Annotated in this window: 28 protein-coding genes and 1 other annotated feature (1 of these 29 running past the window's edge); of the genes, 26 read left to right on the top strand and 2 right to left on the bottom strand. The window is 37.0% G+C overall.

Annotated elements, in window-relative coordinates; genetic code table 11:
- Positions 1 to 2 precede the first annotated feature (2 nt).
- The 13 genes from murG (at position 3) to spoIIR (ending at position 13,175) form a co-directional block, all read left to right on the top strand.
- The gene (gene murG, locus QSJ81_RS12380; protein WP_285717685.1) at positions 3 to 1,118 is read left to right on the top strand and encodes an undecaprenyldiphospho-muramoylpentapeptide beta-N-acetylglucosaminyltransferase; all 1,116 of its coding nucleotides are present in this window, start codon (positions 3 to 5) and stop codon (positions 1,116 to 1,118) included.
- 98 nt (positions 1,119 to 1,216) lie between these two features.
- Positions 1,217 to 2,596: a UDP-N-acetylmuramate--L-alanine ligase gene (gene murC / locus QSJ81_RS12375; protein ID WP_285717684.1), complete on the top strand. Its 1,380-nt coding sequence runs from the start codon at positions 1,217 to 1,219 to the stop codon at positions 2,594 to 2,596.
- A gap of 300 nt (positions 2,597 to 2,896) precedes the next feature.
- On the top strand, positions 2,897 to 4,150 hold the full coding sequence (gene murA, locus QSJ81_RS12370) for a UDP-N-acetylglucosamine 1-carboxyvinyltransferase (RefSeq protein WP_285717683.1): 1,254 nt from the start codon (positions 2,897 to 2,899) through the stop codon (positions 4,148 to 4,150).
- An 11-nt stretch (positions 4,151 to 4,161) separates the two neighbouring features.
- The gene (locus QSJ81_RS12365; RefSeq protein ID WP_285717682.1) at positions 4,162 to 5,094 is read left to right on the top strand and encodes a D-alanine--D-alanine ligase; all 933 of its coding nucleotides are present in this window, start codon (positions 4,162 to 4,164) and stop codon (positions 5,092 to 5,094) included.
- A gap of 218 nt (positions 5,095 to 5,312) precedes the next feature.
- Positions 5,313 to 6,074, top strand: a complete 762-nt coding sequence (locus QSJ81_RS12360; RefSeq protein WP_285717681.1) for a cell division protein FtsQ/DivIB — start codon at positions 5,313 to 5,315, stop codon at positions 6,072 to 6,074.
- Positions 6,075 to 6,111: 37 nt separating this feature from the next.
- Positions 6,112 to 6,804, top strand: coding sequence for a DUF881 domain-containing protein (locus tag QSJ81_RS12355; protein ID WP_285717680.1), 693 nt, complete (start codon positions 6,112 to 6,114; stop codon positions 6,802 to 6,804).
- A complete protein-coding gene (locus QSJ81_RS12350; protein WP_038671235.1) occupies positions 6,804 to 7,133 on the top strand; it encodes a small basic family protein in 330 nt (109 codons plus the stop codon). Before QSJ81_RS12355 ends, QSJ81_RS12350 begins: the two co-directional genes overlap by 1 nt.
- A 224-nt stretch (positions 7,134 to 7,357) precedes the next feature.
- Positions 7,358 to 8,551, top strand: a complete 1,194-nt coding sequence (gene ftsA / locus QSJ81_RS12345; RefSeq protein WP_285717679.1) for a cell division protein FtsA — start codon at positions 7,358 to 7,360, stop codon at positions 8,549 to 8,551.
- 32 nt (positions 8,552 to 8,583) lie between these two features.
- Positions 8,584 to 9,630, top strand: coding sequence for a cell division protein FtsZ (ftsZ, locus tag QSJ81_RS12340; RefSeq protein WP_285717678.1), 1,047 nt, complete (start codon positions 8,584 to 8,586; stop codon positions 9,628 to 9,630).
- Between the two features lie 253 nt (positions 9,631 to 9,883).
- The gene (gene spoIIGA / locus QSJ81_RS12335; RefSeq protein WP_285717677.1) at positions 9,884 to 10,810 is read left to right on the top strand and encodes a sigma-E processing peptidase SpoIIGA; all 927 of its coding nucleotides are present in this window, start codon (positions 9,884 to 9,886) and stop codon (positions 10,808 to 10,810) included.
- On the top strand, positions 10,801 to 11,538 hold the full coding sequence (gene sigE / locus QSJ81_RS12330) for an RNA polymerase sporulation sigma factor SigE (protein WP_285717676.1): 738 nt from the start codon (positions 10,801 to 10,803) through the stop codon (positions 11,536 to 11,538). The genes spoIIGA and sigE overlap by 10 nt, the downstream gene beginning before the upstream one ends.
- Before the next feature lie 233 nt (positions 11,539 to 11,771).
- Entirely contained in the window at positions 11,772 to 12,545 is a 774-nt protein-coding gene (gene sigG / locus QSJ81_RS12325; RefSeq protein WP_038671115.1) for an RNA polymerase sporulation sigma factor SigG, read from the top strand.
- Between the two features lie 21 nt (positions 12,546 to 12,566).
- The gene (gene spoIIR, locus QSJ81_RS12320) at positions 12,567 to 13,175 is read left to right on the top strand and encodes a stage II sporulation protein R (protein WP_285717675.1); all 609 of its coding nucleotides are present in this window, start codon (positions 12,567 to 12,569) and stop codon (positions 13,173 to 13,175) included.
- A gap of 146 nt (positions 13,176 to 13,321) precedes the next feature.
- Here spoIIR and QSJ81_RS12315 read toward each other — a convergent pair whose 3' ends face one another.
- Positions 13,322 to 14,794: a recombinase family protein gene (locus tag QSJ81_RS12315; RefSeq protein WP_285717674.1), complete on the bottom strand. Its 1,473-nt coding sequence runs from the start codon at positions 14,792 to 14,794 to the stop codon at positions 13,322 to 13,324.
- Between the two features lie 113 nt (positions 14,795 to 14,907).
- Complete coding sequence (locus QSJ81_RS12310) at positions 14,908 to 15,045, bottom strand: hypothetical protein (RefSeq protein WP_158442810.1); 138 nt, start codon at positions 15,043 to 15,045, stop codon at positions 14,908 to 14,910.
- A gap of 397 nt (positions 15,046 to 15,442) precedes the next feature.
- Here QSJ81_RS12310 and QSJ81_RS12305 point away from each other — a divergent pair, with 397 nt between their 5' ends.
- From QSJ81_RS12305 to QSJ81_RS12245, 13 genes are all read left to right on the top strand, one after another.
- Positions 15,443 to 16,381, top strand: coding sequence for a hypothetical protein (locus tag QSJ81_RS12305; protein ID WP_285717673.1), 939 nt, complete (start codon positions 15,443 to 15,445; stop codon positions 16,379 to 16,381).
- Between the two features lie 152 nt (positions 16,382 to 16,533).
- Positions 16,534 to 16,770 (top strand): hypothetical protein, encoded by a 237-nt coding sequence (locus QSJ81_RS12300; RefSeq protein ID WP_285717672.1) that lies wholly within the window; start codon positions 16,534 to 16,536, stop codon positions 16,768 to 16,770.
- A 73-nt stretch (positions 16,771 to 16,843) separates the two neighbouring features.
- Positions 16,844 to 17,074 (top strand): hypothetical protein, encoded by a 231-nt coding sequence (locus tag QSJ81_RS12295; RefSeq protein ID WP_285717671.1) that lies wholly within the window; start codon positions 16,844 to 16,846, stop codon positions 17,072 to 17,074.
- A gap of 359 nt (positions 17,075 to 17,433) precedes the next feature.
- On the top strand, positions 17,434 to 17,718 hold the full coding sequence (locus QSJ81_RS12290) for a YlmC/YmxH family sporulation protein (RefSeq protein ID WP_285717670.1): 285 nt from the start codon (positions 17,434 to 17,436) through the stop codon (positions 17,716 to 17,718).
- A gap of 291 nt (positions 17,719 to 18,009) precedes the next feature.
- The gene (gene nrdR / locus QSJ81_RS12285; protein ID WP_285717669.1) at positions 18,010 to 18,468 is read left to right on the top strand and encodes a transcriptional regulator NrdR; all 459 of its coding nucleotides are present in this window, start codon (positions 18,010 to 18,012) and stop codon (positions 18,466 to 18,468) included.
- A 38-nt stretch (positions 18,469 to 18,506) separates the two neighbouring features.
- Complete coding sequence (gene nrdD, locus QSJ81_RS12280; RefSeq protein ID WP_285717668.1) at positions 18,507 to 20,513, top strand: anaerobic ribonucleoside-triphosphate reductase; 2,007 nt, start codon at positions 18,507 to 18,509, stop codon at positions 20,511 to 20,513.
- An 86-nt stretch (positions 20,514 to 20,599) separates the two neighbouring features.
- The gene (locus QSJ81_RS12275) at positions 20,600 to 22,339 is read left to right on the top strand and encodes a TIGR03960 family B12-binding radical SAM protein (RefSeq protein WP_285717667.1); all 1,740 of its coding nucleotides are present in this window, start codon (positions 20,600 to 20,602) and stop codon (positions 22,337 to 22,339) included.
- A 15-nt stretch (positions 22,340 to 22,354) separates the two neighbouring features.
- Positions 22,355 to 23,167, top strand: coding sequence for a peptidoglycan editing factor PgeF (pgeF, locus tag QSJ81_RS12270; protein ID WP_285717666.1), 813 nt, complete (start codon positions 22,355 to 22,357; stop codon positions 23,165 to 23,167).
- Positions 23,168 to 23,351: 184 nt separating this feature from the next.
- Entirely contained in the window at positions 23,352 to 24,053 is a 702-nt protein-coding gene (locus QSJ81_RS12265; RefSeq protein WP_285717665.1) for a YggS family pyridoxal phosphate-dependent enzyme, read from the top strand.
- Between the two features lie 16 nt (positions 24,054 to 24,069).
- Entirely contained in the window at positions 24,070 to 24,498 is a 429-nt protein-coding gene (locus QSJ81_RS12260) for a cell division protein SepF (RefSeq protein WP_038671093.1), read from the top strand.
- A 23-nt stretch (positions 24,499 to 24,521) separates the two neighbouring features.
- Positions 24,522 to 25,343 carry a pyrroline-5-carboxylate reductase gene (gene proC, locus QSJ81_RS12255; RefSeq protein WP_285717664.1) on the top strand — a complete coding sequence of 274 codons (822 nt, stop codon included), beginning with the start codon at positions 24,522 to 24,524 and terminating at the stop codon, positions 25,341 to 25,343.
- Positions 25,336 to 26,121: a YlmH family RNA-binding protein gene (locus tag QSJ81_RS12250; protein WP_285717663.1), complete on the top strand. Its 786-nt coding sequence runs from the start codon at positions 25,336 to 25,338 to the stop codon at positions 26,119 to 26,121. Before proC ends, QSJ81_RS12250 begins: the two co-directional genes overlap by 8 nt.
- 19 nt (positions 26,122 to 26,140) lie before the next feature.
- Positions 26,141 to 26,590 (top strand): DivIVA domain-containing protein, encoded by a 450-nt coding sequence (locus QSJ81_RS12245; RefSeq protein WP_038671086.1) that lies wholly within the window; start codon positions 26,141 to 26,143, stop codon positions 26,588 to 26,590.
- Positions 26,591 to 26,689: 99 nt separating this feature from the next.
- Positions 26,690 to 26,727: a binding site (T-box leader), on the top strand (it continues 179 nt past the right edge of the window).

Raw genomic sequence — 26,727 nt, 5'->3', positions numbered from 1 at the left:
GTATGCGAATTATTGTGTCTGGCGGGGGAACAGGTGGTCACATCTACCCCGCTATTACTATAATAAAAGCGATTAAAGAAAAAGTGAATTTTTCTGAGGTACTATTTATTGGTACAGAGCATGGACTGGAAGCTGACATTATACCAAAAGAGGGTTTGGAGATTCAGTTTATTAATGTAGCGGGGTTTGAACGGCGTCTGTCGGTGAAAAATATACAGACAATCATGAAAACAATAGGGAGTGTCTGGCAGTCACGAAAAATCATTCAGAAATTTAAGCCTGATCTGGTTATTGGAACTGGGGGTTATGTTTGTGGACCTGTTTTGTTGGCAGCAAGCCTAATGGGAATTCCTACAATGATTCAAGAACAAAATGTAATTCCAGGAATCACCAATAAAATTTTATCTCGCTTTGTAGATAAGATTGCCTTAGGGTACGCTGAGGCAAAAAAAAATTTTCCTAATCCTAATAAGACATTTTTTAGCGGTAATCCTATACGTGATGAAGTGATGCGATTTAAACGTGAGGAAAGTATAGTTGCTCTTGGTCTTGATAAAACTAAGCGGACTATTTTAATATCTGGCGGCAGTAGAGGGGCCCGCAGCATTAACCAAGCTATGTTACAAGTACACCAATATTTTGCCGACAGCAAAGAGATACAACTCTTGCATGTTACCGGGCAAAGCGAGTATAATGGCATAGTTAGAAATCTTAGCCAATGTGGTATAGATACAACAACAGCTGGAAATAGTATCATCAAACCATATTTATACAATATGCCGCAAGCATTAGCAGCAGCGGATCTTGCAATTTTTCGAGCAGGTGCCATTGGGTTAGCAGAATTAACGTCTAGAGGGATCCCATCTATATTAATTCCTTATCCATATGCTGCTGAAAATCATCAAGAATTTAATGCTAGGGTTATGGAGCAGCAAGGGGCTGCTATTCTTATTCGTGATACAGAATTAAATGGTGACTTATTAATTAAAAGTATTAATGATGTAGTAAACAGTCCAGAAAGGTTAGAGACTATGGCGATAGCCAGCAAAAAGATAGGCCGTCCAGAGGCCGCTGAAAGTATTGCTAATATGGCTCTTAGTCTTATTAAACAACATTAAATAGTAAGCTGTAACACCCTCGTTAGTATCTGCATACAATAAAACACGCATAAGAGCTGGTAGGTAGATAGGGTGCCCAAGAAAGGGGAGAAAGTTTTTTGCTAAAGGACATAAAAAAAATTCATTTTGTTGGTATTGGTGGCGCTGGTATGAGCGCAATTGCCAAAGTTTTGTTAGAAATGGGGTATAGTGTTTCCGGATCTGATCTTGCTAAAACGGAAACAACAAATAAATTAGAAAGTATGGGGGCTCGTGTATTTTTAGGGCATAGTGGTGAAAATCTCTGTGATACCCAAGCTATCGTAGTTTCAACAGCTATTCCAGAAACCAACCCTGAAGTTAAGTTGGCAGGAGAAAAAAAGATTCCTATTTTTCATCGGGCCGATATCGTTGCCTATTTAATGCTGCAATACAAGGGGATTGCTGTTGCTGGTGCCCATGGTAAAACAACGACTACGTCTATGATTGCTGTTATGCTTGAGCATGCTGGGGTGGATCCTACAGTGATAATTGGTGGTGAAGTAGATTACTTAAATGGCAACGCAAAATTAGGGCTGGGAGAATATTTAGTAGCCGAAGCTGACGAGAGTGATGGCTCTTTCTTAAAGTTTTCACCTCATATTGCTGTAGTTACAAATATTGAAAATGATCATATGGATTATTACAAAACGATGGATAATGTTTTACATACGTTTAAGAAGTTTTTGCGTAACTTACCATCTGATACAGGACTTGGAATTTTGTGCTTTGATAACGCACATATCCGTGGATTAGTCAATGATGTAGATCGCCCTTATATCTCTTATGCTATTGATCATGAAGCCCAATATAGGGCACGTAACCTTAGGACCCAGGGAGCAGTGACAACATATGACGTCTATCATGAAGATAAGTTACTCGGTAATATAAAAATTAATGTTCCCGGTAAGCATAACGTATCTAATTCTTTAGCTGCAATTGTTGTTGGTTTACGTGTTGGCCTAACCTTTGAACAAATTGTTGAAGGATTGTCCTATTTTCAAGGAGCTAAGCGTCGTTTTCAAACGAAGGCAAGAATTAATGGAGTTTGGATTATAGATGACTATGCACATCATCCTACAGAAATAGCCACTACTTTGTTAGCAGCGCGTCAGACTGAGCCAAAGAGGTTGATTTGCGTATTTCAGCCTCACCGTTATTCACGTACTGCTTTCTTACAAAATGAGTTTGGTAGTGCCTTTAGCTCTAGTGATATACTAGTACTTACTGATATTTATGCAGCTGGCGAAACCCCGATTCCAGGAATTACTGGTGAGGTTTTGAAAGAGGAGGTTGAGAACCAAACAGGTAAGAAAGTAATTTATATCGCAGATAAAGATAAGATAGCTAGGTATCTCAAAGAAATTATTGAACCTGGTGATTTAGTTATAACTATGGGAGCTGGAAATGTTTATCGTGTAGGAGAAGAACTAATAGAAAATTTAGTTCAAGAACAGTAAAAGCAGGTTTTATGGCTTAAGAGGATTCTCTCTATTGGAGAGTACAAAAATATGCATTTTTAGTAAGACAAGACTGTGTTATCATGCCCAAAGGCTAGGTATGAGCTACATTTGAATAAAAATATATGGTGAACATAAATGGGTATTTTGAGACAGATTCTATGATGTATAAACTATATAAATTTATGTAAATAAGTTGATAACTTTTACATAACTAAGAGTTATGTCTTGCTGAGGCTTAGACATATCTAATTTTCAATGTTATATAGGGTGATTGTACTTTTCTAGGAGGGGTAGGCGATGGAGAAATTTATCGTCAAGGGAGAGGTACAATTAAATGGAACAATTAGAATGAGTGGAGCTAAAAATGCCATATTACCAATTATGGCAGCAACACTTTTATGTTCCGGAATAAGTATTATTCATGACGTTCCCTATTTACGGGATATTAAAGTCATGCAGGACATCTTAGCATTACTAGGTGCGAAGATTACTAGAGAAAAGAATACATTAGTAATTGATACAACTATTATACAAGATACGGAAATTCCAGAACATTTAATGAGAGAGATGCGTGCATCCGTCTTTCTAATGGGACCAATGCTAGGTAGATTTCACAAAGTAAGAATGTCATACCCTGGTGGCTGTGCAATTGGGCCACGACCCATTGATTTGCATATTAAGGCTTTAGAAAAAATTGGTGCTGATGTTAAAGAAGGCTTTGGCTTTATTGAGGCGCAAACCAATTGTTTAACAGGCGGTGAAATTAATTTTGACTATCCTAGTGTAGGAGCAACTGAAAATGCGATGATGGCTGCAGTACTAGCAAAAGGATCAACTATTATACGAAATGCTGCTCGTGAACCTGAGATCTATGATTTGCAAGTGTTTCTTAATAAAATGGGTGCAAAAGTAATGGGCGCTGGCTCTGATATTATTAGAGTTGATGGTACGGAGAAACTTACTGCTACTGAGCACATTGTAATGTCTGATCGTATCCAGGCTGGCACTTTCCTTGTAGCAGGAGCTATCACTCGTGGCGATGTGATGGTAGAAAATATCTTATCAGAGCATTTATTTTCAGTGACGGATAAACTAAAAGAAATGGGTGTGCAAATTACTACTGGGAAAAATTATATTCGTGTGCAGAGTGGAGATCTGCGTGGTGTTGATATAAAAACATTGCCATACCCTGGGTTCCCTACGGATTTGCAAGCACCAATGCTTTCCTTAGTCACCAATGGCAAAGGCACGAGTATTATAACGGAAACTATTTTCGAAAATCGATTTAAACACGTAGATGAATTGATTCGTATGGGAGCTAAGATTAAAGTGGAAGGTCGTACTGCTATAATACGCGGTATACCAAAATTGACAGGAGCCATTGTTGCAGCACATGATCTAAGGGCTGGTGGAGCATTAGTTCTTGCGGCTTTGGCTGCTGAAGGAACTTCTGAAATAGAGAATGTCTATCATATCGATCGAGGATATGAAGCATTAGAGGAAAAGTTAAGAAGCTTGGGAGCTAATATCTCACGGCATAAAAAGGACTAGGGGGACGCGATATGAAAGATAAGAAAATTGCAGTGGTAATGGGAGGGCCATCCGCTGAAAGAGAGGTTTCTTTAAACACTGGTAAAGCAATTTTAGCTGCACTTAAAGAGTCTAACTATAATGCAGTAGGTATTGATCTTGAACCAACTCGATTTGTAGAGCAATTAACTGAGGAAGGGATTGAGGTTGTATTTAATGCGGTTCATGGTCAATATGGTGAAGATGGAATATTGCAGGGGGCATTGGAACTTTTAGGAATCTCTTATACTGGATCAGGTGTGTTATCTAGTGCAATGGCTATGGATAAAGGGATATCTAAAAGGATGTTTTTATCTGCAGACATCCCAACCCCACGCTCTCTTTTATTTACAAAGGCTGATATGAACCGAGATTTAGTCGCGGAAATTGTAACGAAATTTAGTATTCCAGTTGTTGTAAAATCATCATCACAAGGGTCTAGTATTGGTGTTGTTATTGTTGAGAAAAGTGGCGATTTAGTAGAAGCTGTTCAACAAGCTTTCAAATATAGTGATACTATTCTAATCGAAGAATTTGTAAAAGGTAGAGAACTAACGGTTGCTGTTTGGGGAAACAAGGAACCAGAGGCTTTACCTATTATTGAAATTGTACCTCATTCAGGTCGTTATGATTATCATTCTAAATATACAAGTGGTGCAACAGAGTACATTGTACCAGCTGAACTGAATAAAGCAACTTCTGCTCTCGTACAAAAAATAGCAATTGAGGCTTTTCTTATCTTAGGATGTAGTGGTATTGCAAGGGTTGATATTATGCTTGATAGTAATGATAAGCCTTATGTGTTAGAAGTAAATACAATACCTGGAATGACAGCTACCAGCTTAGTTCCAAAAGCAGCAGCAGCAGCAGGAATAAAATTCCCCGCATTATGTGAGCGATTGTTGTGCATGGTAACGAATAAGTAGAGTAGTATTTTTAAAAAATAGAGTTATATAGACAGTATTTGTATGGGATCTAATAATTAACAGTTACTATGATGCTACACTAGCTTCATAGTGACCTGTAAAGACAATTATTAGGGCAATATAATATGCTGTCTACTTTTTATATTGCATTATGGACTAGAATTGTTGTATGATTATCTTTATAATTGTATATATCAACCTGTCCAAGGAGCGATGAAATGAGAGAACAAGAACCATTGCAGTATATGTCAAAAGATAAAGGATCAATACTGGGTCAAAGGTTTGTTGGACTTATTTTAGTCCTAGTTATCCTAATTGCAGGACTGTTATTTATCAAATCATCTTATTTTACAGTGGGGGCAGTGGTGGTGGAAGGCAATCACTATGTAACAGTGGAAGATGTATATCAGATAGCAGAGATACCTGAGAAATTAAATATTTTTAATTTAAATGCTGCGGATATAAGAACCCGTTTGCTTCACGATTTGAGGATTTCGGAAGTTGATGTATCAAGAAAATTTCCAGCTACTATTGTTATTAGCATAAAAGAACGTAAGCCTACGGCATATGTTGCTGGTAGTTATGGTTTTTTAGAATTAGATCAGCAGGGGGTTGTTCTGGCAGTAGTTAAAAATATCAAAAAGATGAATGTGCCAATTATTACGGGAATTCGATTGGATGATGAATATGTAGGTGATAAAATTGAAAATCCAGGAATTAAGAGTATTTTGTATTATTTATCGCTGCTAAATGAAGAGGTTTTAAATCAGATTTCTGAAGTCAATGTTACATCCCCAGAGCAAATCAATGCATATACGATTTCATCAGTGCATATTCGTTTAGGGAGTAGTGATAGATTGTCTGATAAGGCAAAGCTAACTAATGATATATTGTATGAGATTGGTAATAAAAAAATGATGGTAGAATATCTTGATCTTACGTATGCTTCACCGTTTATTAAGATAAAACAGTCAAATTAATTGGAAAAAATGTTGGTTTTATGAAAGGAGAAAAAAGTTGCTACATCTTAAACAGGGACAGGCTGCTATTGCTTTTGTTTGTGTAGTGCTGGGATTCATGCTAGCAGTACAATTTCGAACGACACAGGATATTCGATCAAGTATTCCTTTTCAGCGTATTGAAGACTTATCGCAACGCTTAAGCCAGACTGAAAAGGAACGTGATATACTACTCAAGCAGGTTCATGAATTGCGTCAAGCGACAGAAGTAGAATCGGTAACAAAAGAAGTTGAGAATATTAAAATGGGTGCTGGTGTGGTTGCGGTTTCTGGTACAGGCCTTGTCATAACTATCGATGATAGTAAAAGATTATCAAAACCAGGGGAAAATCCGAACTTATATTTAATTCATGATGAAGATATGCTTAAAGTAATTAACGAACTATGGGCAGCTGGTGCTGAGGCTATTTCTATTAATGGACAAAGATTGATTGCTACCTCAGAAATACGATGTGCTGGGCCAACCTTATCAGTGAATAACACACGCTATTCACCACCATATGAGATATTAGTAATTGGTGAACCGCAGACCCTAGAAAATTCTCTTAAAATGAGAGGCGGAGTAATAGAAACATTACAGTTTTGGGGCATTTCGGTAAGTGTTAAGAAACAGGATATGGTACAAATACCAGCATATAAAGGTGCTTTTCGTTTTGAATATGCTAAACCGGTAAAGGAAGGTGGAAAGTAATGGCTTTACCGTTAATTGGACTTATTGTTGGGATTATTATTGGTGCCTTTTTTCCATTAACCATACCCGTCGAGTATGCCAAATTTATGTCAGTTGCACTACTAGCTTCTCTGGATTCAGTATTTGGTGGTCTTAGAGCTGGTGCTGAGGAGAAGTTTGATAATACAGTGTTTATTACTGGTTTCTTCACAAATGCGTTAATGGCAGCAGGCTTAGTTTATATTGGAGAACGCTTGGGTATTGATTTATACTATGTAGCATTATTAGCATTTGGGTTGCGTATATTTCAAAATCTGGCAATTATTCGTCGTTATTTTTTAAGAAAATAATATATAAGAAAATTTTGCCGCTCATAAGAGCGGTCTTTTTTTTAGGTTGATACTTTAAGTCTTTATTTGTAAAAAAATGCATAAATTTGTTCTAGTTTACGATAATTGGGACCTTTGAAATATTTTATTAGGATATAAGTCTTTTTATTAGAATAAAAAAAGGGAAATTGGTATTTATGTTGAAATAAATGAATGATGTATAATACTTTCAAATGAGGTTAGTCATGGATGGCAGATATATCTTAGGGATTGATATAGGGACAAGCACTATTAAGGTATTTATTGGTACATTAGATACTAATGGAAACGTTTTAGTTGCTGGTAGTGGAACCGCGCCAACAGTAGGTTTTAAAAAAGGTATATTTTCTGATCCTAAGCTACTTGCGATGACAATTAAACAAGCGGTTGATTGCGCAGTTGGAGCTACTGATATTTGCGTGAAAGATGCTTATGTTGGTATTAGCGGCATAGAGATTAAAGCCGTTAATAGTTTGGGAAGTGTTTCACCTTTACTTACTGATCAGATTACACAGGATGACATAAGTCGTGGGAAGCGCGCGGCTACATTTGTTGCTGTTACAGAAGATCACGAAGTTCTACATGTGTTGCCACAAAAGTTTTTTGTTGATAAACAAAGGGTCGAATTACCATTACAAGAAAATGGCTCTCATTTAGAGGTACAAGCCCATATTGTAAGTATACCTAAAAAAACTCTCAACAGTTTAGTTAATGCTATTGAAGAGTTAGGTATAAATGTTGTAAATGTGGTAGTAAATTCTATTGTCATTACAGAAAATGTAAAATCTACTAGTAATGGTAACTTTTTACTTATGGATATCGGGGCAGGGACGGCAGAGTTAACGCTATATCGGGAAGGATATATCTTTTTGTCAGCATCATTACCCTTAGGCGGAGATTACATTACGAGTGATATCATGCAAGGTATTTCCATTTCTTGGAATCATGCTGAAGAAATAAAAAAATATTATGCGAAGCTAGATAAACAATTACGAGGACAGGAAATTACGTTAGATTGTAATGCTTATAATACGACAGATAAACACATTCCATATGATTTTTTAAACGATATTATTGAAAGTCGTGTCTCGGAAATTATCTATTTGTTATCTGATTACTTAAAGCTATCGTTAGAAGAGGTTCAAATTGAAAAAGTGTTTCTAACTGGTGGCTGTGGAGCGATGCCAAGCTTTATAGAGTGTATAGGGACAACCTTTAAGGTTCCAGTTGAAATTATACATCCTAGCGATTTGTCTCCAGAATATAGTTCACCTGGAAATACTGCTTGTTATAGTATAGTAAAATATGCTGTGAAAAATCTGTCCAAGCCTCAGGTTGCTCCTGGTAGTAACGCTTGGCAACGATTGATGAATAGGTGTAATAAATTTTTTAAGAATTAAACATTTGTGACTAATAAGGGGGAAAAATTTTAATGCTTGAATTAGATATGGATTTAGATCGATTTGCTGCAATTAAAGTAATTGGTGTAGGCGGCGGCGGTAACAATGCTGTAAATCGTATGATTGCTGCAGGTTTGCATGGTGTTGAATTTATAACTGTAAATACAGATGCGCAGGCGTTAATGCACTCTCAGGCTGCTTATCGCATACAAATTGGTGAAAAACTAACTAAGGGACTTGGGGCAGGCGCAAATCCAGATATTGGTGAAAAAGCAGCTCAAGAAAGCCGCGAAGATATTATTAAGGCTTTACGCGGTGCAGATATGGTGTTTGTTACAGCGGGAATGGGAGGCGGCACTGGTACTGGTGCAGCTCCAGTTGTTGCCGAATGTGCTAAAGAAGTGGGAGCCTTAACTGTTGGTGTCGTTACAAAACCATTTTCTTTTGAAGGCCGCAGACGTCAAGCTCAAGCTGAAGTTGGAACTGCTAAATTAAAGGAAAAGGTAGATACTCTTATTACTATACCAAATGATCGGTTGTTGCAAGTAGCTGATAAACGTACTTCTATGATAGATGCTTTTCGTATTGCCGATGATGTATTAAGACAAGGTGTACAAGGTATATCTGATTTAATTGCAGTACCAGGACTGATAAATTTAGATTTTGCGGATGTCAAAACCATTATGACTGATACGGGCTCAGCGCTCATGGGAATTGGCTATGGTTCAGGTGACAATCGAGCTGTGGCTGCAGCAGAAGCAGCAATAAAGAGTCCTTTGTTAGAGACTTCGATAGAAGGAGCTAAAGGTGTTTTATTGAATATTACTGGCGGACCAAGCTTAGGTTTATTAGAGGTGAACGAGGCTGCTGCTATTATTTCTGATGCTGTTGATCCAGAAGCGAATATCATATTTGGTGCAGTTATTGATGAAAACTTCCAAGATGAAGTACGAGTTACAGTGATTGCTACAGGGTTTGACGGTAGACCTCTGAATTTAGCGGTAGGAAAAATTGAGAGTACAACAATAGAACCCTTTAAAGTACGCGACCTGGATATACCAACGTGGATGAGACGCTAATATCTATAATTGTTATTTTTTGAGTACTAGTTAGAATATATTATGAATAGTAAAAACGAATAAAAAGCATGTGAAACAATGAAATTTCACATGCTTTTTTTGTTCGTCTTTGTGACAAATAAAATGGAAAATAAAACCATATTTCTACAAAAAAAAAAAGACCTATTTGTTATAATAAGAATAACTTATGCTTTGGGACAATAGATTATTATAAAAAGAGTATTGCCAACAAATTGATGGGATGGTAATCAATGTGTATATATATGCGGATGTGCTTTTTATTATCAATATAATGATGAATAGTACGATATTGTTGTTGACGGCTTGGACGGCTGGAATTACTTACAAAATATGGCGTATTATTTTAGCAGCCGCAATTGGAAGTTGCTATGTTTTATTTAGTATGTTAGCGAACTCTGATATCTTAAATACAGCGTTCGCGAAGATGGCAATATCCCTATTGTTAGTTCTGATATCTTTTGGTTATCAATCTAGACGTAAATTACTTTTACTTTTAGGATCTTTTTATATTGTATCCTTTATTTTAGGAGGAGCAATCGTTGGCTGGTTATATTTTTGGCACACTAATCATCATATGGACACCTTCACAACAGTGCTTATGAAACTTTCTTGGGAAAATTTACTATTTGGGGGAGGCCTGGGTATTTTCTTAATTGTTAGCATTGTGCGAAGCATGCTGCTTGGTAAGAAACATTGCCAAAACTTATATCAGACAACAATTGAATATAACGGCAAAAAGGTTGACATTACTGCAATGCTTGATACAGGTAATGGATTATATACACCAGTAGGTCGCAAACCCGTAGTCATTGTTGACCAAGGTGCCTTGGAGCCAATTTTAAGTGAGGGAGTGGTAACTTATCTACGTGAAAATAGTCCTGATCTTTGGCTAACGAATCTAACCCAATGCACCGATATAAGGTGGCTGGACCGCACCCAAATTATACCCTACCATGCAATTGGTAGTCGTAGCATGTTGTTGGCTTTTAAGGCTGACTGTTTATTAGTGGAGAGCAAGTCAGAATTAATAGAAGTTCATGATGTGATTATTGCTATTTATAATGGTGCTTTGTCTGGGGATGGGAAATATGCTGGGTTGCTGCATCCTCAGATAATAAATGAACTATACAAAAAAGAGGGGGCAAGTGTATGCGCATGACATGGTCTATAGTTAAAATAGTAATTAAACTTAAAATGATTGGTATATTACAGTGGTTTGGAATATTAGAAACGGATGAGGTTTTTTACGTTGGTAGTACAGAAGTTCTGCCTCCCCCTTTAAGTAATGACGAAGAAGTATTTCTATTAAATCGTTTGCAAAAAGGTGAATTAGGAGTAAAAAGTATTTTTATCGAGAGGAATCTACGCTTAGTCGTTTACATTGCTCGTAAATTCGAAAATACAGGTGTTGGCATTGAAGATTTAGTCAGCATCGGTACCATTGGCCTAATTAAAGCTGTCAACACATTTGATCCTGTCAAACGCATAAAATTAGCTACCTATGCTTCAAGGTGTATTGAAAATGAAATATTGATGTATCTGAGACGCAATAGTAAAACAAGAGCAGAAGTATCGTTTGATGAACCGCTAAATATTGATTGGGATGGAAATGAACTACTATTATCCGATGTATTGGGTACTGAAAACGATATTATTTATAAATCTGTAGAGGAGGAAGTCGATAAAACTTTATTACATGCTGCGATGAATAAATTATGTGGTCGAGAACGGCGTATTATGGAATTAAGATTTGGACTACATGATGATGGACTAGAGCGTACCCAAAAAGAGGTAGCAGATATGCTAGGGATATCACAGTCTTACATATCTAGACTCGAGAAAAGAATTATAAAAAGGTTACGTAAGGAAATACTACGTATGGAATAGACCTAACAAAGGACTTAGCTAAGCTAGGTCTTTTTTTTTGCGCAGAAAAAATAGTAACAACGTTGGTAGTACAGCGTAGAATTTTACTTAAATATCCTGATAATGTAGTTAAAATAAGAGTATTCAATTAATGTTTGCGATGGTCATGTGAATAAAACTAACTATGCATGGCAATAATGCTCATGTATGGTATTTGTTAAAATGGATTTATGGAAACCAATGGGGGGAAAAAAATGATTATAAATAAAGTGGAAATTTGCGGTGTTAATACAGCGAAACTCCCGGTGCTTTCCGCTACTAAAATGCGTGAATTGTTTGTTGTGCTACAAAATGGAGAACTATCTGTAAGAGAACAATTAATCTACGGCAATTTACGATTGGTTCTTAGTGTAATCCAGCGGTTTAATAATCGCGGTGAATATGTAGATGATTTGTTTCAGGTTGGTTGTATTGGTCTAATGAAAGCAATCGACAATTTTGACCTTTCACAAAACGTCAAATTTTCTACTTATGCTGTACCGATGATTATTGGTGAAATACGTCGTTATTTACGTGATAATAATCCCATCCGAGTTAGTCGATCTATGCGGGATATTGCCTACAAAGCATTGCAGGTAAGGGATTCTCTCGTCAGCAGACATTCCCGGGAACCTTCTATAAAGGAAATTGCTGATGAGCTCAAAATTCAACGGGAAGAAATAATATTCGCTCTTGATGCGATTCAAGAACCAATTTCTTTATTCGAGCCAATTTATCATGATGGCGGTGATCCTATTTTTGTGATGGACCAAATTAGTGATGATAAACAACTGGATTTTAATTGGCTAGAAGGGGTAGCTATTAAGGATGCATTACGCAGGCTCAGCGATAGAGAAAAACATATTCTTAATCTGCGATTTTTTGAAGGTAAGACACAAATGGAAGTCGCTGATGAGATTGGGATATCGCAAGCACAAGTTTCAAGATTAGAAAAAGCAGCCCTTGGTCATATGCGTAAATATATATAAACAGGTGGGAGAAAATTTACTGTGAAGAGAAAATTATTATGGGGATTTGGTTTACTTGGTTTAGGTTTTTTTATTATAGCAGGTTGGGGATTTTTAACGTTACAGGGTAGAGAAAGTTTGCCTGTATCTGTTGGTAAAGAAGATTTAATTCGCTTACATGTGCTGGCTAACAGTGACAGCACGGAAGATCAGCAGTTAAAATTGAAGGTGCGCGATGCAGTAATTGCTTATTTGGCACCTTACCTAGAAACTGCTAATAATAAAGAGGCTGCAAAGAAGGTTGTAGTTACGCATCAACAAGAGCTCATTGCAATAAGTGAAGAAATTTTAAGTAAGAATGGCGCTCAGTATCCAGTCGATATTGAGATTGGAATGTTTGATTTTCCGATAAAAGCATATGGTAATTTGGTGCTGCCAGCCGGAAAATATGAAGCAGTACGAATTTTAATAGGTAAGGCAGAGGGGAAAAATTGGTGGTGCGTATTATTTCCTCCCCTATGTTTCATTGATATAACAAATGCGACCGCTATACCAAAACAGCAAGGATACGCGGATAATCAGGAACAACAAGATGGAAAAATTGAATTCCGTTCAAAGCTCGTTGAATTATGGAAGGAAAATGTTAAGTGAAGAGTTTATTACTCCTTAGCACATTTATTCACTGTTCTCATATAATATATGGAACAAGCAGAGTTGTGCTAGGAGGCAAAAATATGTTAAAGACGTCAGATCTTAACGTATCAGATGCACAAATGACAATATAAAGAGAAGGCAAATTACTTTTCAAAAAAGAACTCAAAATGTTCCTCTTGCCGCGCTGCATAGATGCGATAGGGAAGTTTCGTGAGTACACTCCGTTTTTCTTTAAAGGTCTTGGCTTTTAGAAAATCAGCTGGTGATAGAACCAGCTGATTTTCTTTTCCTTGAGATATTGTTAATTCAGAAAGAGTAGTATGAATCGTCTCTAATTCTGAGTTAATATTCTTTAATGTCTTTTCTGCTGTTTCGTAGTCGATTGTGTTTTCATGATACCAGCGCATAGTACTCATCTGCTTTTTCTTAAGTTCTAATTGGAGGTTATTTAAGTAGCTAATTTCTTTTGCGTAAGTGAGGTTATTTTTGGAATATAAGTAATCTTTTAACTGATTATTATTTTTGGCGATAGAAATAATAAATTCCCAAACGGCAGAATCCAAATCATCCACGGGAATTCTACGGCATGTGCAGGGAGTGCCATTAAGTGTATAGGAGCTTGACTCTTTCGAAATGCAGGAATAATAATAATAGATTATATCATCACCTGTTTTACGTTTAGAAGTGCGAGCATAGGCCGTCATAGAGCGTCCGCAAAGGGCGCAATATAATAATCCTCGCAGCAGGTAACTGTGTTTATTATTACGTTTTGCTAATATTTTATTTTTTTGTATTTGGATTTGGGCCGCTTCCCATATTTCTCTAGTTACTATAGCTGGTATATTGACGGGAATCCATAACTCCTGAGGATTAGTTTTAATTTCACGTGTATTTTGGCCAGTTTTACTGGTTTTTTGTTTAAATAGATGGTGTTGCCCATGGTACATTTCTTTGGTGAGTATACGTGAGACAGTACAGGTTGAGAGTGGGCGTCCGTTAATGCCAACAACACCGAGGTGCAATAATTCTAAGGCAATTTTTCTAGACCCAAATCCGTGATTAATGCATAAATCATAAATCAAACGTATGGTTCTAGCTGCTTCTTCATTAATCACATACATGCTATTTTTTTTATCCCAGTCATAACCAAAAGGGTGAGCATTAAAGACGATTTTTCCTTTATTTGCTTTAGCTCGTCGACCACGAGAAGTGCGTTCACGTATTTTTGCTTTTTCGTAGGCAGATATAGCGCCCTTCATGCTGAAAAATAAATGGCCTTCAGGTGAGGAGTCATAGTCACCCGTTACAAAAGTAATAGTTGCACCAGCTTTCTCTATTTCTGCAGCAATGATCAATTGATTGGTAAGATTGCGGGAAAGACGGTCAGGATCATAAATAGCTACTGTTTTAATTATGCCCTTTTGCAGATCTTCCCGTAGCCTTTCAAGGCCTGGACGTTCTAAGAATTCGCCACTGTAGCCATTGTCAATATATTCTTCTACGGTTGTAGAGCCAAGTACTAATAAATGTTTGCGACATGCCTCGATTTGGTCGTCTAGTGAATAGCCCTTGCGGGCCTGGTCATCTGTTGAGACTCTCACATATAGTGCATTCACATTATCCTCCATAAAAGATAGACAATATATTCATAGTATAATTTTATGTGAGGGTAAAATAAAAATGACAGAGCATATGTTCTGTCATTTAGGATCAATTTTTATATTAAGGATTATTTACCTCTGCCAGTTTTTCTCATAGGAATTTGGTGGCTGGTATTGCCGGCTTTGCCTTTTGCAGCTTTCAAAAATGACTTATTATTCTCATTTGCCTTTTTCTTTTTCTCAAGTAGTTGAGCTAGTAAGTTCAAGTAATGTCCCTCCTTTTTGTAATTGTTAATTCAGTAAAAAAAATGGATTACGTTTATTATATCATGTTCTTTTATACTTAGTCGAATGCTTGATAAAATCTATTTTGTAGTTTCCTGAAAGTACTTTTATAGCAGATTAATTTGCGTTTTTAGATAAAAATGGAAAATGTACTATTTAAAAATACAAATGTTTTTAAAAGAGGAGGAATTTGATATTTATATGTAGAATATACTGTAAAACCTAATTTTTTGTAATGTTCCTATGTGATATGGAGGTGAGGATCAATAAACATTAGGAAGTAGTTGCAAGATAGGCTGGTGGGCGGGGCCAAATAAAGCTGGAGATCTGCAGTACCAAGAGCCATGGGGAAAAATAAGTAACGTTGGAGGAATAAAAATGAAAAAGATAATAACAACTGCTCTTGCTGCCGCTATGGCTCTAACCGCGGGTGCTGTCATTGCTGCACCTGTCGAATTCGATAGTCAAATTAAAACACAGTATCGTTCAAATACTAAGGATACTATTCCTGATGCGCAAGGTGGAATATTTAGTTTCCGTTTGAATGCCAAAAGCGCTTTAGATAAGAATGTTGACTTATTTGCTCGATTTGCGGCTCAAAGTTTGAGTGGCGACAAAATTGGTGCAGACTTTGATCAAAATAAATATGGCAATAACGGTTTAGTTACTCTTGATCAATATGGCATAATCTTCAAAGGCAAAGATTTTAAATATAAATTAGGACGTCAAGGTGTATCAATTACGCCAACAGCTCTGCTTTATAGCAGTGAGTCATATATTGGGGAGAATATGTCTTTCCTTGATGGTTTAGTTGTAGATGGAAAATCGGGTGTGACTTCATTACAATTCGTTGCTGGTAAAAGTGATCAAAGTACTAAAGATAAAGTTTATTCCCTTCATGGTTCTTATAGTCCAGCAAAAAATTGGACTGTAGGAGGTACCATAGCTAAGTCTAATCCTAATGTCGGAAGTGATAAAACCTATTGGGGTACTGATGTGCAATATGCTACTGGTAAAGCGAATTTTGTAGCTGATTATCTTAAATCAGATGCTGATAATAATAATGACGCCCTTGTTCTTGGTGTAAGTTATGCATTTGACAGTAAAAATACTTTATCGGCCTATTCTCATAATACTGGCAGTAAATCCAATATTGCTACTGATTGGGATAATGGTCAAAAAGGTGCTTACTATATTTATAACCACACCTTTGATAAAACAACCTCATTGAACTTATTATATAGAAGTAATATTGCAACTGAATCAATAGCGAAAGATAACACTTCTTTCCGTGCAACTGTTGCGTATAAATTTTAACTTTTTTAAGAAAGACACGAACATGTGAGTTCGTGTTCTTTTTATATCTACTGTTTACTGTGTTTCACATAAAGGATAGTTTTAACTCCCATCTACTGTACTCATAGTGCTATTAAAGCTTGTTTTTTCATAGGTTACTATGAGGTGGTGATATGACATATGAAAGGAAAAAGTGTCAAGGGTTATTTCGTGGTTTCGTGATGGAAAGAAAGGATAAAAAAAATGGGCTTTATCAAGCCATAGCAAAAGGAGAATGTACATTTATTGAATATGTTGAGCATGCTGATACACCTGCATTATTACTTTTTGAAAAAGAAATTGTCAATACGCTGATTGAAACGGATAAAATGCCACTTTTTGACCCTAATCTTATAAATAATAAACTGTAAGACTTAAATGATTGACAGGTATAAAGAAGCATGTTTAAATAAATTAAAGGGTTTAAAAGGGGGGGATGATGTTTTGGAAAGAGATCGAGGTATTTTGCCAATCGAAGGAATTGAGAAAACATTACGAGTTAAGCCTATAGGACGCATACGTTTATTCAAGAGACCTGAATATATGCCAGACCCTAAGAAAAAGCATCAACCCCAACAAGAAAATCAACAAGCTGAAGAAGACAAAGAAAAATCTTCAAATCATGCTAGCCACAGTGCTGGGAACATTGGGGTAACTATTGACTATAAAGCGTAAAAATAATTACTTAGATTGCAAACCACAAGAGTACAGTAACGCAGTACAAAGGGCATTGTATTGGGGGTTATTGTACTTTGGTGGTTTACTTATTTTAGAGGTGGAAATGTTAATGGAAAGACCCATATGCCGTAACTGTATTTATCTTTATACTACTTGGGATAAGAACTTCCCTTTTGGGTGCAAGGCAATGGGGATTAAAAGTTCGTCATCACCTGCTGATGTTGTCAGGAGGGCTTCGGGTCATGAGTGTCTCGCATACGTAGAAAAATCTAAAAAAGAACCATGAATGGATAGCGATATTCACGTTCTACGGAGATATCATAAATATTCTTGTCCCTCATAGAATGTATTGGGGGGTGGATGATGTGAAAGGTATTACCAATTGTGTATCAGATCTTAAGCTTAAAGAAGTAATCAACATTGTTGATGGTAAAAGAATGGGAGCGATCACAGATATCGAAATCGATGTGGAAAGCGGTAAGCTAACAGCGATTGTGGTGCCAGGAAATGGTAGATTCTTAGGGTTATTTGGTCGTAGTGAAGACATTGTAATTCCTTGGGATAAAATTAATAAAATAGGGTTTGATGTTATTTTAGTTGAAACCGCAGCTTTTGCTGAAATGAAGCATCTGGATAAGTAAAAGTTGAAGAATAGTCGTATTTACATATAAAAAAATATAAAACGATTGCAAATTCTTTAAAAGCAGCAATCGTTTCATTTTTTTTATTATGATTAAATAAAAATAATAATAAATTTAGCAGGAGAAGCACAAGATATGGCGTAAAGTAAATATTAAAACACAACATCTAGTAAAACAAAATTGTTAAAGATTCATAAGTGAAAAAGGTTTGTTGATCCTTTAAAATTGGTGGCTAAGTATAGAACCATCTTGATGGGAGCAATATGTTAATAGATCTGGAAGGGGGACATTATGCGTTGTCCATTTTGCGGTTGTATAGAAAGTAGAGTTATTGATTCACGAGGGGCAGAAGAAGGAAATTCAATCCGACGTAGACGTGAGTGTTTAGAATGTATACGTCGTTTTACTACCTATGAAATGGTAGAACAATCACCTTTAATCGTAGTAAAAAAAGACGGACGCCGTGTAATATTTGAACAAAATAAATTATTAACTGGAATTATAAGAGCCTGTGAAAAGAGAGATATCCCTATTAGCAAGATTGAAGAGGTTGGAGAAATGGTAGAACGGGATATTCGTAATACGATGGAGCGGGAAATAACGACTGGTCAGATTGGTGAGATGGTAATGAGGCGGCTAAAAGAGTTGGATCAAGTGGCCTATGTGCGGTTTGTTTCCGTCTATCGTCAGTTTACAGATGTTAATAATTTTATGGATGAATTAAAATTATTAATGAAGAATAAGGAATAGGCAAGTTAAAACTCTAAAAGTGAGGATATGGTGTAGTTATGAAAATCAAGAAACGAGATGGACGTGAGGTTGTATTTGACGAAAATAAAATTACAGAAGCAATTTTTAAAGCAGCTAAAGCAGTTGGCGGAGCAGATAAACAACTAGCAATGGAATTAACATTGGATGTTTTACGTTTCTTAAAACAGGAATATAGTGCCGGGACGTTTGGTGTAGAAGAAGTCCAAGATGCTGTTGAAAAAATACTGATTGAAAAGGGACATGCTAAAACTGCGAAAGCATATATTTTGTATAGAGATAAGCGAACTCGTATGCGAGATGGTCAGTCTTACCTGATGGATGCGGTTGCAGAAATATTAGTAGAAACCAATCGAGAGAACGCTAATATATCAAACTCGCCTTCAGCGAAAATGCTACAAATTGCTAGTGCTGCTAGTAAAGCTTATTATCTGAATCGCCTTATTCCTGAACATATAGCGTCATCCCATATCAAAGGGGATATTCATATACATGACTTGGATTTCTATGGAAAAACATTAACTTGTGTGCAAATCCCCCTTGGGAAATTATTGAAGAATGGTTTTAATAATGGGCACGGTTTTATTCGTCCGCCAAAACGGCCAGCATCAGCAGCAGCTTTAGCCGCCATTATTTTGCAAAGTTCACAAAATGATATGCATGGTGGTCAATCCTTTGCCTTTTTTGATCGTGATATGGCCCCATTTATGGATGGATGTAAGGAAGAGGAAGTATATCAGGCTATGGAGGCCTTTGTTTATAATCTAAACTCCATGCATAGTAGAGCTGGAGCGCAAGTTCCTTTTTCGAGTATTAATGTGGGTGGGGATGTTACATCCGCTGGACGTCTGGTAACAAAACATCTTTTGCTTGCTTATGAGAGGGGATTAGGACATGGTGAAAATCCTATTTTCCCGAATATTATTTTTAGGGTGAAAGAAGGGGTTAACCTGCGTAAGGGTAATCCTAATTATGATTTATTTAAATTGGCAATTCGAGTGGCCTCCCAAAGGCTGAATCCTACTTTTAGTTTTATGGATGCGTCATTTAATAAGCCCTATGGCGATCAGGTTGGTTATATGGGATGCCGTACGAGAGTAATGTCCAATGTATGTGGTCCAGAAGTAACGGATGGACGGGGAAATCTTAGTTTTACAACGATAAATTTGCCAAGATTAGCGATTAAAGCCGAACGGAATTTAATGAAATTTTATCAGAGTTTATCAGATCTTATGGATTTAACTTGTGAACAATTATTACACCGTTATCAAGTGCAGGCTAAACTGAAGGTAAAGGATATGCCATTTTTAATGGGGCAGGGACTATATCTGGATTCAGATAAACTAAAACCAAACGACACTATCGAGGAAGTGATAAAAAATGGTACATTGTCAGTTGGTTTTATTGGTTTAGCTGAAACGCTTATTGCTTTGACTGGCAATCATCATGGTGAAGCAGAAGAATCTCAGATTTTAGGTGAAGAAATTGTAGCCTTTATGCGGAATAAGGTAGATAAAGCTACGGATAAATTTAAACTTAATTTCACCTTATTAGCTACGCCAGCAGAAGGACTGGCAGGACGTTTTGTGAAAATGGATTGCCATGAGTATGGCTTAATTCCTGGCGTGACGGATAAAGAGTATTATACCAATTCTTTTCATCTTCCCGTGAATTATTCCGTTAGTGTACATGATAAAATTAAGTTAGAAGCCATTTATCATAAGTATACCAATGCAGGCCATATTAGCTATGTTGAGTTTGCAGCCCCACCAATTAATAACCTTGATGCGGTAGAAGAGATTATTCGTTATATGAAACAATCGGATATGGGTTATGCGGGCATTAACTTTCCTGTTGACTTTTGCGAAAAGTGTGGCTTTCTTGGCGTGATTGATAAGGACGTTTGTCCTGTGTGCGCCGCGTCGGAGATTAAGCGAGTTAGGCGGATTACTGGATATTTAAGTACGATTGACCGCTTTAATGATGCAAAACATGAAGAGTTGGAGCAACGTGTAGCACATTTGTAAAAAGGTGGATTATAATTTGTAATTTATTTGATTAAGAATCAATATTGTTTTTAGAAGTATAGAGCGTTTTAAATGGAGTGATCATATTGACATGGCTTTTAAAAGAAAAACTACAAAAAACCTTAGCTGAGGAACAGGGAGCAATGGTTTTTGCTCCTGGATCGAAGCAGAGTTTTGCGCTAGTATATCCTAATACGTACCATGTAGGTATGTCTAATTTAGGGTTTCAAATTATTTACCAGCAAATTAACTCTAGAGGCGACACAGCATGTGAACGCTTATTTTTACCTGATAAAAAAACAGAACCAGAATATATTCGTACCAATACACCCTTAATGACAGTTGAAACACAGCGGCCGCTATATGAGTTCCCTCTAATTGGCTTTTCCTTAACCTTTGAAATGGACTATTTTAATTTCTTGCAAATCTTAACCCTAGGGAAGATACCTTTATTAGCAGCTGACCGTAGTGAGAGAGATCCTTTTATTATAGTCGGAGGACCATGTGCTACCTTTAATCCGGAACCATTAGCTGATTTCATAGATATTTGCATCATTGGTGAAGGGGAAGAGGTAATTCATGAGATTCTCGATACCTATTACAATGCAAAGGGGCGCGGGCTCTCGCGGCAGGAAATTTTGTTCCAAATGGCACAACTTTCTGGTGTTTATGTACCCTGTTTTTATCAGGTAAAATACAAAGAAAATGGAACAATTGAAAAGGTTATACATTCCGAGGGGATACCGAATCAGGTCGGGCGACGCTGGATTCAGGACTTAGATAAGTATGAGGCACAAACGGTCATTGTAACTTCTGATACTGAATTTAGAGATATGTTTTTAATTGAAGTAGCTCGTGGCTGCGGGCGGCATTGTCGCTTTTGCATGGCAGGATATTGTTATCGTAATCCTCGTGTCAGATCCCTGGAAAAATTGAAAACAGCAATTTTAGAGGCAAAAAAGTTTCGTAATAAAGTGGGCTTGATGGGTGCAGCTATTTCTGATTACCCTGAGATTGATGAGTTGTGCAATTTGATCTTAGAGCAAGGAATGAATATGTCTGTGGCCTCTTTGAGGGCAGACTCCCTTACAGAGGGTTTAATTCATGGGTTAGCTGTGAGTAAGCATAAGACGACTACCCTGGCCCCCGAGGCAGCGAGTATTCGTTTACGTCGTATTATCAATAAAACGATTAGTGATGAACATTTATTTAATGCGATCAATATGTCCATTAAAGCAGGTATTCCTCACATTCGTTTGTATATTATGATTGGGCTGCCTTCAGAAGAACAACAGGATATTGAAGAAATTGTTACTATGGCTGAAAATATAAAAAAATATATGGAGTCACTAGGGAGTAAAGGGAAATTAACACTCAGTGTTAACCCATTTATTCCCAAGCCCTTTACGCCTTTCCAATGGATGCCGATGGCTCAGGTTTCAATGATCGAGGCAAGACTGAAGTTTATTAATTCTAGTTTACGCCAGAGAAAAGGTATTGAAGTTTTGGTTGAGTCACCAAAAGAGGCTTATATTCAAGCTATATTAGCTAGAGGGGATCGTCGCTTGGCTGTAGCCTTACTAGAAGCCCATAGAAGAGGTGGTAGTAAGGGATTTAAACAGGCAATGAAGGCGAACTTTCTTTCAGAAGAACACTATTTATATAGGCAGCGAGATCAACAGAATGAGATATTACCCTGGCAACAATTAGATATGGGATTAGATTCATCTTACTTAGCACAAGAATTGAAAGAGGCTGAATTAGAGAAGTTTACTGCTCCATGTGTTACAGGATGTACACGTTGTGGCGTATGTAAGAATGAATAACGAGAGGGTGGTACGATGGAAAAATTTATTTTAAATTATGGGAGTAATGGATTGTGGTATGGAACATTTACTCATTTTAATAAATTATCTATCAGACATGGTGTATCGGGCCGTTTGGGCGGGACGAGCCAACATCCATTTCAGTCCTTAAACTTGGGGTTACATACAGGAGATAAGAATGAGGATGTAGTTGCCAACCGTCAACTATTCTGTCATGCAATTGGAATACACCCAGATCACATCGTAACAGCACAACAACTTCATACTGATAACGTAAAGGTAATTACAGCTGGGGATGTTGGAAAAGGCGCAAAAAGTTATGATGAAGCAATACCAAATACAGATGCTCTTATCACAAATATTTCAGGACTTCCTCTAATGTTATTATTTGCCGATTGCGTTCCGGTGTTAATAGTAGACCCTGTGCAGGGAGCTCTGGGGGTCGTTCATGCGGGCTGGAAAGGCACGGTAGAAAATATTGCAGGAAAAGCAGTGCTAGCCATGAAAAATAATTATGGAACAAACCCAGAGGATTGTTTAGTTGGTATTGCTCCTTCTATTGGACCTTGTTGTTATGAGGTTGATGAAGTAGTAATCAATAAGCTAAAAAAACAGTTCGAGAATTGGGAGAAGCTGGTTAGGCCCAATGGTGATAGGTGGTACCTAGACTTATGGAAAGCCAATTGCATGGGATTGGAGCAAGTAGGTGTTAAGAATAGAAATATTGTAGTCAGTGGAGTATGTACTGCCTGCAATCATGAATTATTTTTTTCCTACCGACGAGAAAATGGACATACTGGTCGATTAGGTGCGGCGATTATCTTGTAAGCAAACTGCTTACAAGATTTTTTCTTGAAATTTACTCCTTTTATGATTAGAATTAGAAAGTGGAACTATGTCGGCATATCTTTGACGTAACATTATAATGTCAATATATTTTTTGGGTTTAGGATATACTGTAAGAGGAAATTAATGTTTATTCGCGAATAATGCATATAATGGAGGATTTACTATGTCTATATCTGAAAACCTAACCGAAATTATAGGGAATATTACAAATGCTGTAAATAGGACAAGTAGTACGCGAATACATATAGGAAATTCTGTTAAATTAGTAGCTGTAACTAAGAATCATGAAACTCAAGCAATACAAGAGGCGATATCCGCAGGAGTAATGGCAATTGGCGAAAATAGAATACAAGAAGCAACTAAGAAGGCCCAAACTATTGGACATCAAGTAGAATGGCATCTTATTGGTCATTTGCAAACCAATAAGGTTCGGCAGGCAGTAGAACTCTTTGATATGATTCATTCTGTTGATAGCGAAAGATTGGCTGTTGAAATTGACCGTGTTGCTGGCATCCTTGGTAAACGTCAGGATATTCTTATGCAAATTAATATGGCTAATGAAGATACCAAATTTGGAATATCTTCTAAGGACGCATTCATGTTAGGACGAGCTATTAGTAACCTAGAACATGTTCGGTTATGTGGAATAATGACAATTGCTCCTTTTTATGAAAATAGAGAACTTGTGAGACCAATATTTCGCAACATGTATGAATTGTTTATGGAACTAAAGACTGCGAATTTGGCACATACAAATATAGAATGGTTGTCAATGGGAATGACGAATGATTACATGATAGGTGTGGAAGAAGGTTCAAATTTAGTACGTATTGGTACTGGGATATTTGGTCAGCGTCAATATTAAAGGGAGGCATAAAAAAATGAAGTTTATGGAAAAGGTTTGGGGAAGTTTAGGCTTATTTGAACCTGTTGAGGCAGAAGAGGAACTAAAACCTAAGGCTGAAGAATATGAATTGGCAAAAGGGAAAAAAGGTGGCAATATCGTTAATCTGCCTACGGCTCAAAAGCAAATGAAAGTAATGGTGGTTGAGCCCTTTGCCTTTGATGATGCCCAGCATGTTGCGGATCATCTGAAAAATCGCAAGCCAGTGGTAGTGAATTTTGAAAACTGTGATAAAGAAGTTGCCAAACGTATGATTGATTTTATCAGTGGAACTACCTATGCTTTAGCAGGAAGTATACAAAAAATTGGGAATAATATCTTTTTATGTGCTCCTAATAACGTGGATGTTACTTATAGCCCTCATGAAGAAGGTAGCGATAAAGAATTTTTGCCATGGAATAAATAGGTTTTTTAAATGGGGGATTGAAGATGTTGCAAGATAAAAAGATTGGATTCATTGGCAGCGGAGCGATTGCTGAATCATTGATTGATGGAATATTAAAAGCTGGATTAGTGATGCCAAGTCAAATTACTGCGAATGACGTTACACGAGGTCGCTTAGATCATATGGCGGATCGATTTGGTATTAATACAACCTTAAATATCCAGGAAATCATAAAAACCTCAAATATATTGTTCTTAACAGTAAAACCTCAGATTATAAATAGTGTTTTAGATGCCATTGCACCTTTTCTCCTGCCATCAACACTAGTAGTATCCGTTGCTGCAGGAATTACGATTGGGTTATTGGAAGCGAAATTAGCGCGAATTCCTATTATTAGAGTTATGCCAAATACTCCAGTCGCAGTAGGAGAAGGTATGTCGGTTCTTGCCTTGGGGCAATATGCCGGCGAAGAAAATGGTCAGTTAATATTGACTATTTTTGCAGCTGTTGGTAGAGCTATTATTATGGATGAAAATGCTATGGATGCAGTAACTGGCTTATCGGGTAGTGGGCCGGCTTATGCTTTTGTTATGATTGATGCCTTAACAGATGCCGGTGTAAGAGTTGGCTTGACGCGGAATAATGCGTTAATTATGGCAGCACAGACTTTATTAGGAGCTGCCAAAATGGTTCTTGAAACAGGTGAACATCCTGCTAAACTTAGGGATATGGTGACTTCACCAGGTGGTACCGCCATTGCGGGAGTTCATTCTTTGGAACAACATGGTGTGAGGGCAGCCTTAATTGATGCAGTACAAGCAGCTACAAAACGATCACAAGATATGGGGAAAAAAAAGCATGAATGAACGGGAAAAAATCCTACGATATTATCAAGCTAGTGGCGACGGTGATTTAGCTGCTAGACTACTTGATTTGGCTGAAGCCGCATTGCGTAATCGAAGATATAAGGTTACCGAGTTCCTTGATCCATTTGGTTATAGTATAGCGGAATCAATCGCTGCTCATTATGATCGGTTAGAACTTTTATCAAGTGGAGGTTATAATGGGGCAGAACGAGTAAAAGCTGTTTTTGTTAATGAAGAATTTCGAGGAAATCCTGACTTTGGGCTAGAAGTCTTAGCGGCAAAATGGGATGAAAGATATTATGAAATTACTCATCGAGATGTACTGGGAGCATTAATGGGTCTTGGTATTAAACGGGAAATACTTGGTGACATCATAATGTGCGGACAAGGTTGCCAAATCCTTGCAGATGCTTCCTTGTTAAATTTTATTATGCAAAACTTTAATAAGATTGGTGCAGCACCTATAGTAGTTTCTCAGCTAGAACTATCTGCTATTGTTCCAAAAGAAGAAAAAATGAAAGAAATTAAGACAACAGTAGCTTCTCTTAGGCTTGATGTTATTGCAGCAGCAGGCTTTGGGACTTCTCGTAGCAGGATGGCTGACGAGATTGCAGTAGGTAAATTAAAAGTTAATTGGCAGGAAAGCAAAAATAGTGCCCAAAATATTAAAGAAAAAGATATTATTTCTATGCGTGGTCGCGGGCGTGTTGAAGTTAGTGAAGTGTTAGGTCAAACTAAAAAAGGGCGAATCAGTATTTTGTTAAAACGATTTATATAGATAGGTGGAGGTATAATATATGTTAACCCCATTAGATATTCATAATAAAGAGTTTAAAAGAAGCTTCCGAGGGTATAATGAAGATGATGTAGATGAGTTCCTTGATCGCGTAATAAAAGACTATGAACAGCTATATCGAGAAAACATTGAATTAAAAGAAAGTATTGATAGACTTACAGGTAAATTAGAGCAGTTTCAGCATATGGAGACTACTTTGCATAATACATTGATCATTGCACAAGAAACTGCAGAAGAAGTTAAACTTAATGCAAAGAAAACGACAGAACTGATGTTGAAAGAGGCTGAAATTAACGCGCAAAAACTAGCAGAAGAAGCCTCTAATAAAGTAAGGCGCATGGCTGATGAATATCAGGATCTAAAGAAGCAAGTTGATGTATATCGTGTTCGTATGCGAACATTAGTACAGGCCCAGTTGGAAATACTCGGTGAGCCTAATGAGGATGAATAGTTGCATGTTTTAACTATTTTTTGAATTAAAAGGCAAGAAAAATTTGACTCGGAGAATTAAATTCGGTATAATAAAATCCGTTATAATATGTACATAGTTATACAAGTAATGATGGAGACAGTAGCTGGGATATGTGA

It is taken from the genome of Pelosinus sp. IPA-1 (assembly GCF_030269905.1).
Classification (GTDB): Bacteria; Bacillota; Negativicutes; order DSM-13327; family DSM-13327; genus Pelosinus.
The sequence above is the reverse complement of the archived record's forward strand: the minus strand, read 5'-3'. Positions and strand labels throughout refer to the sequence as shown.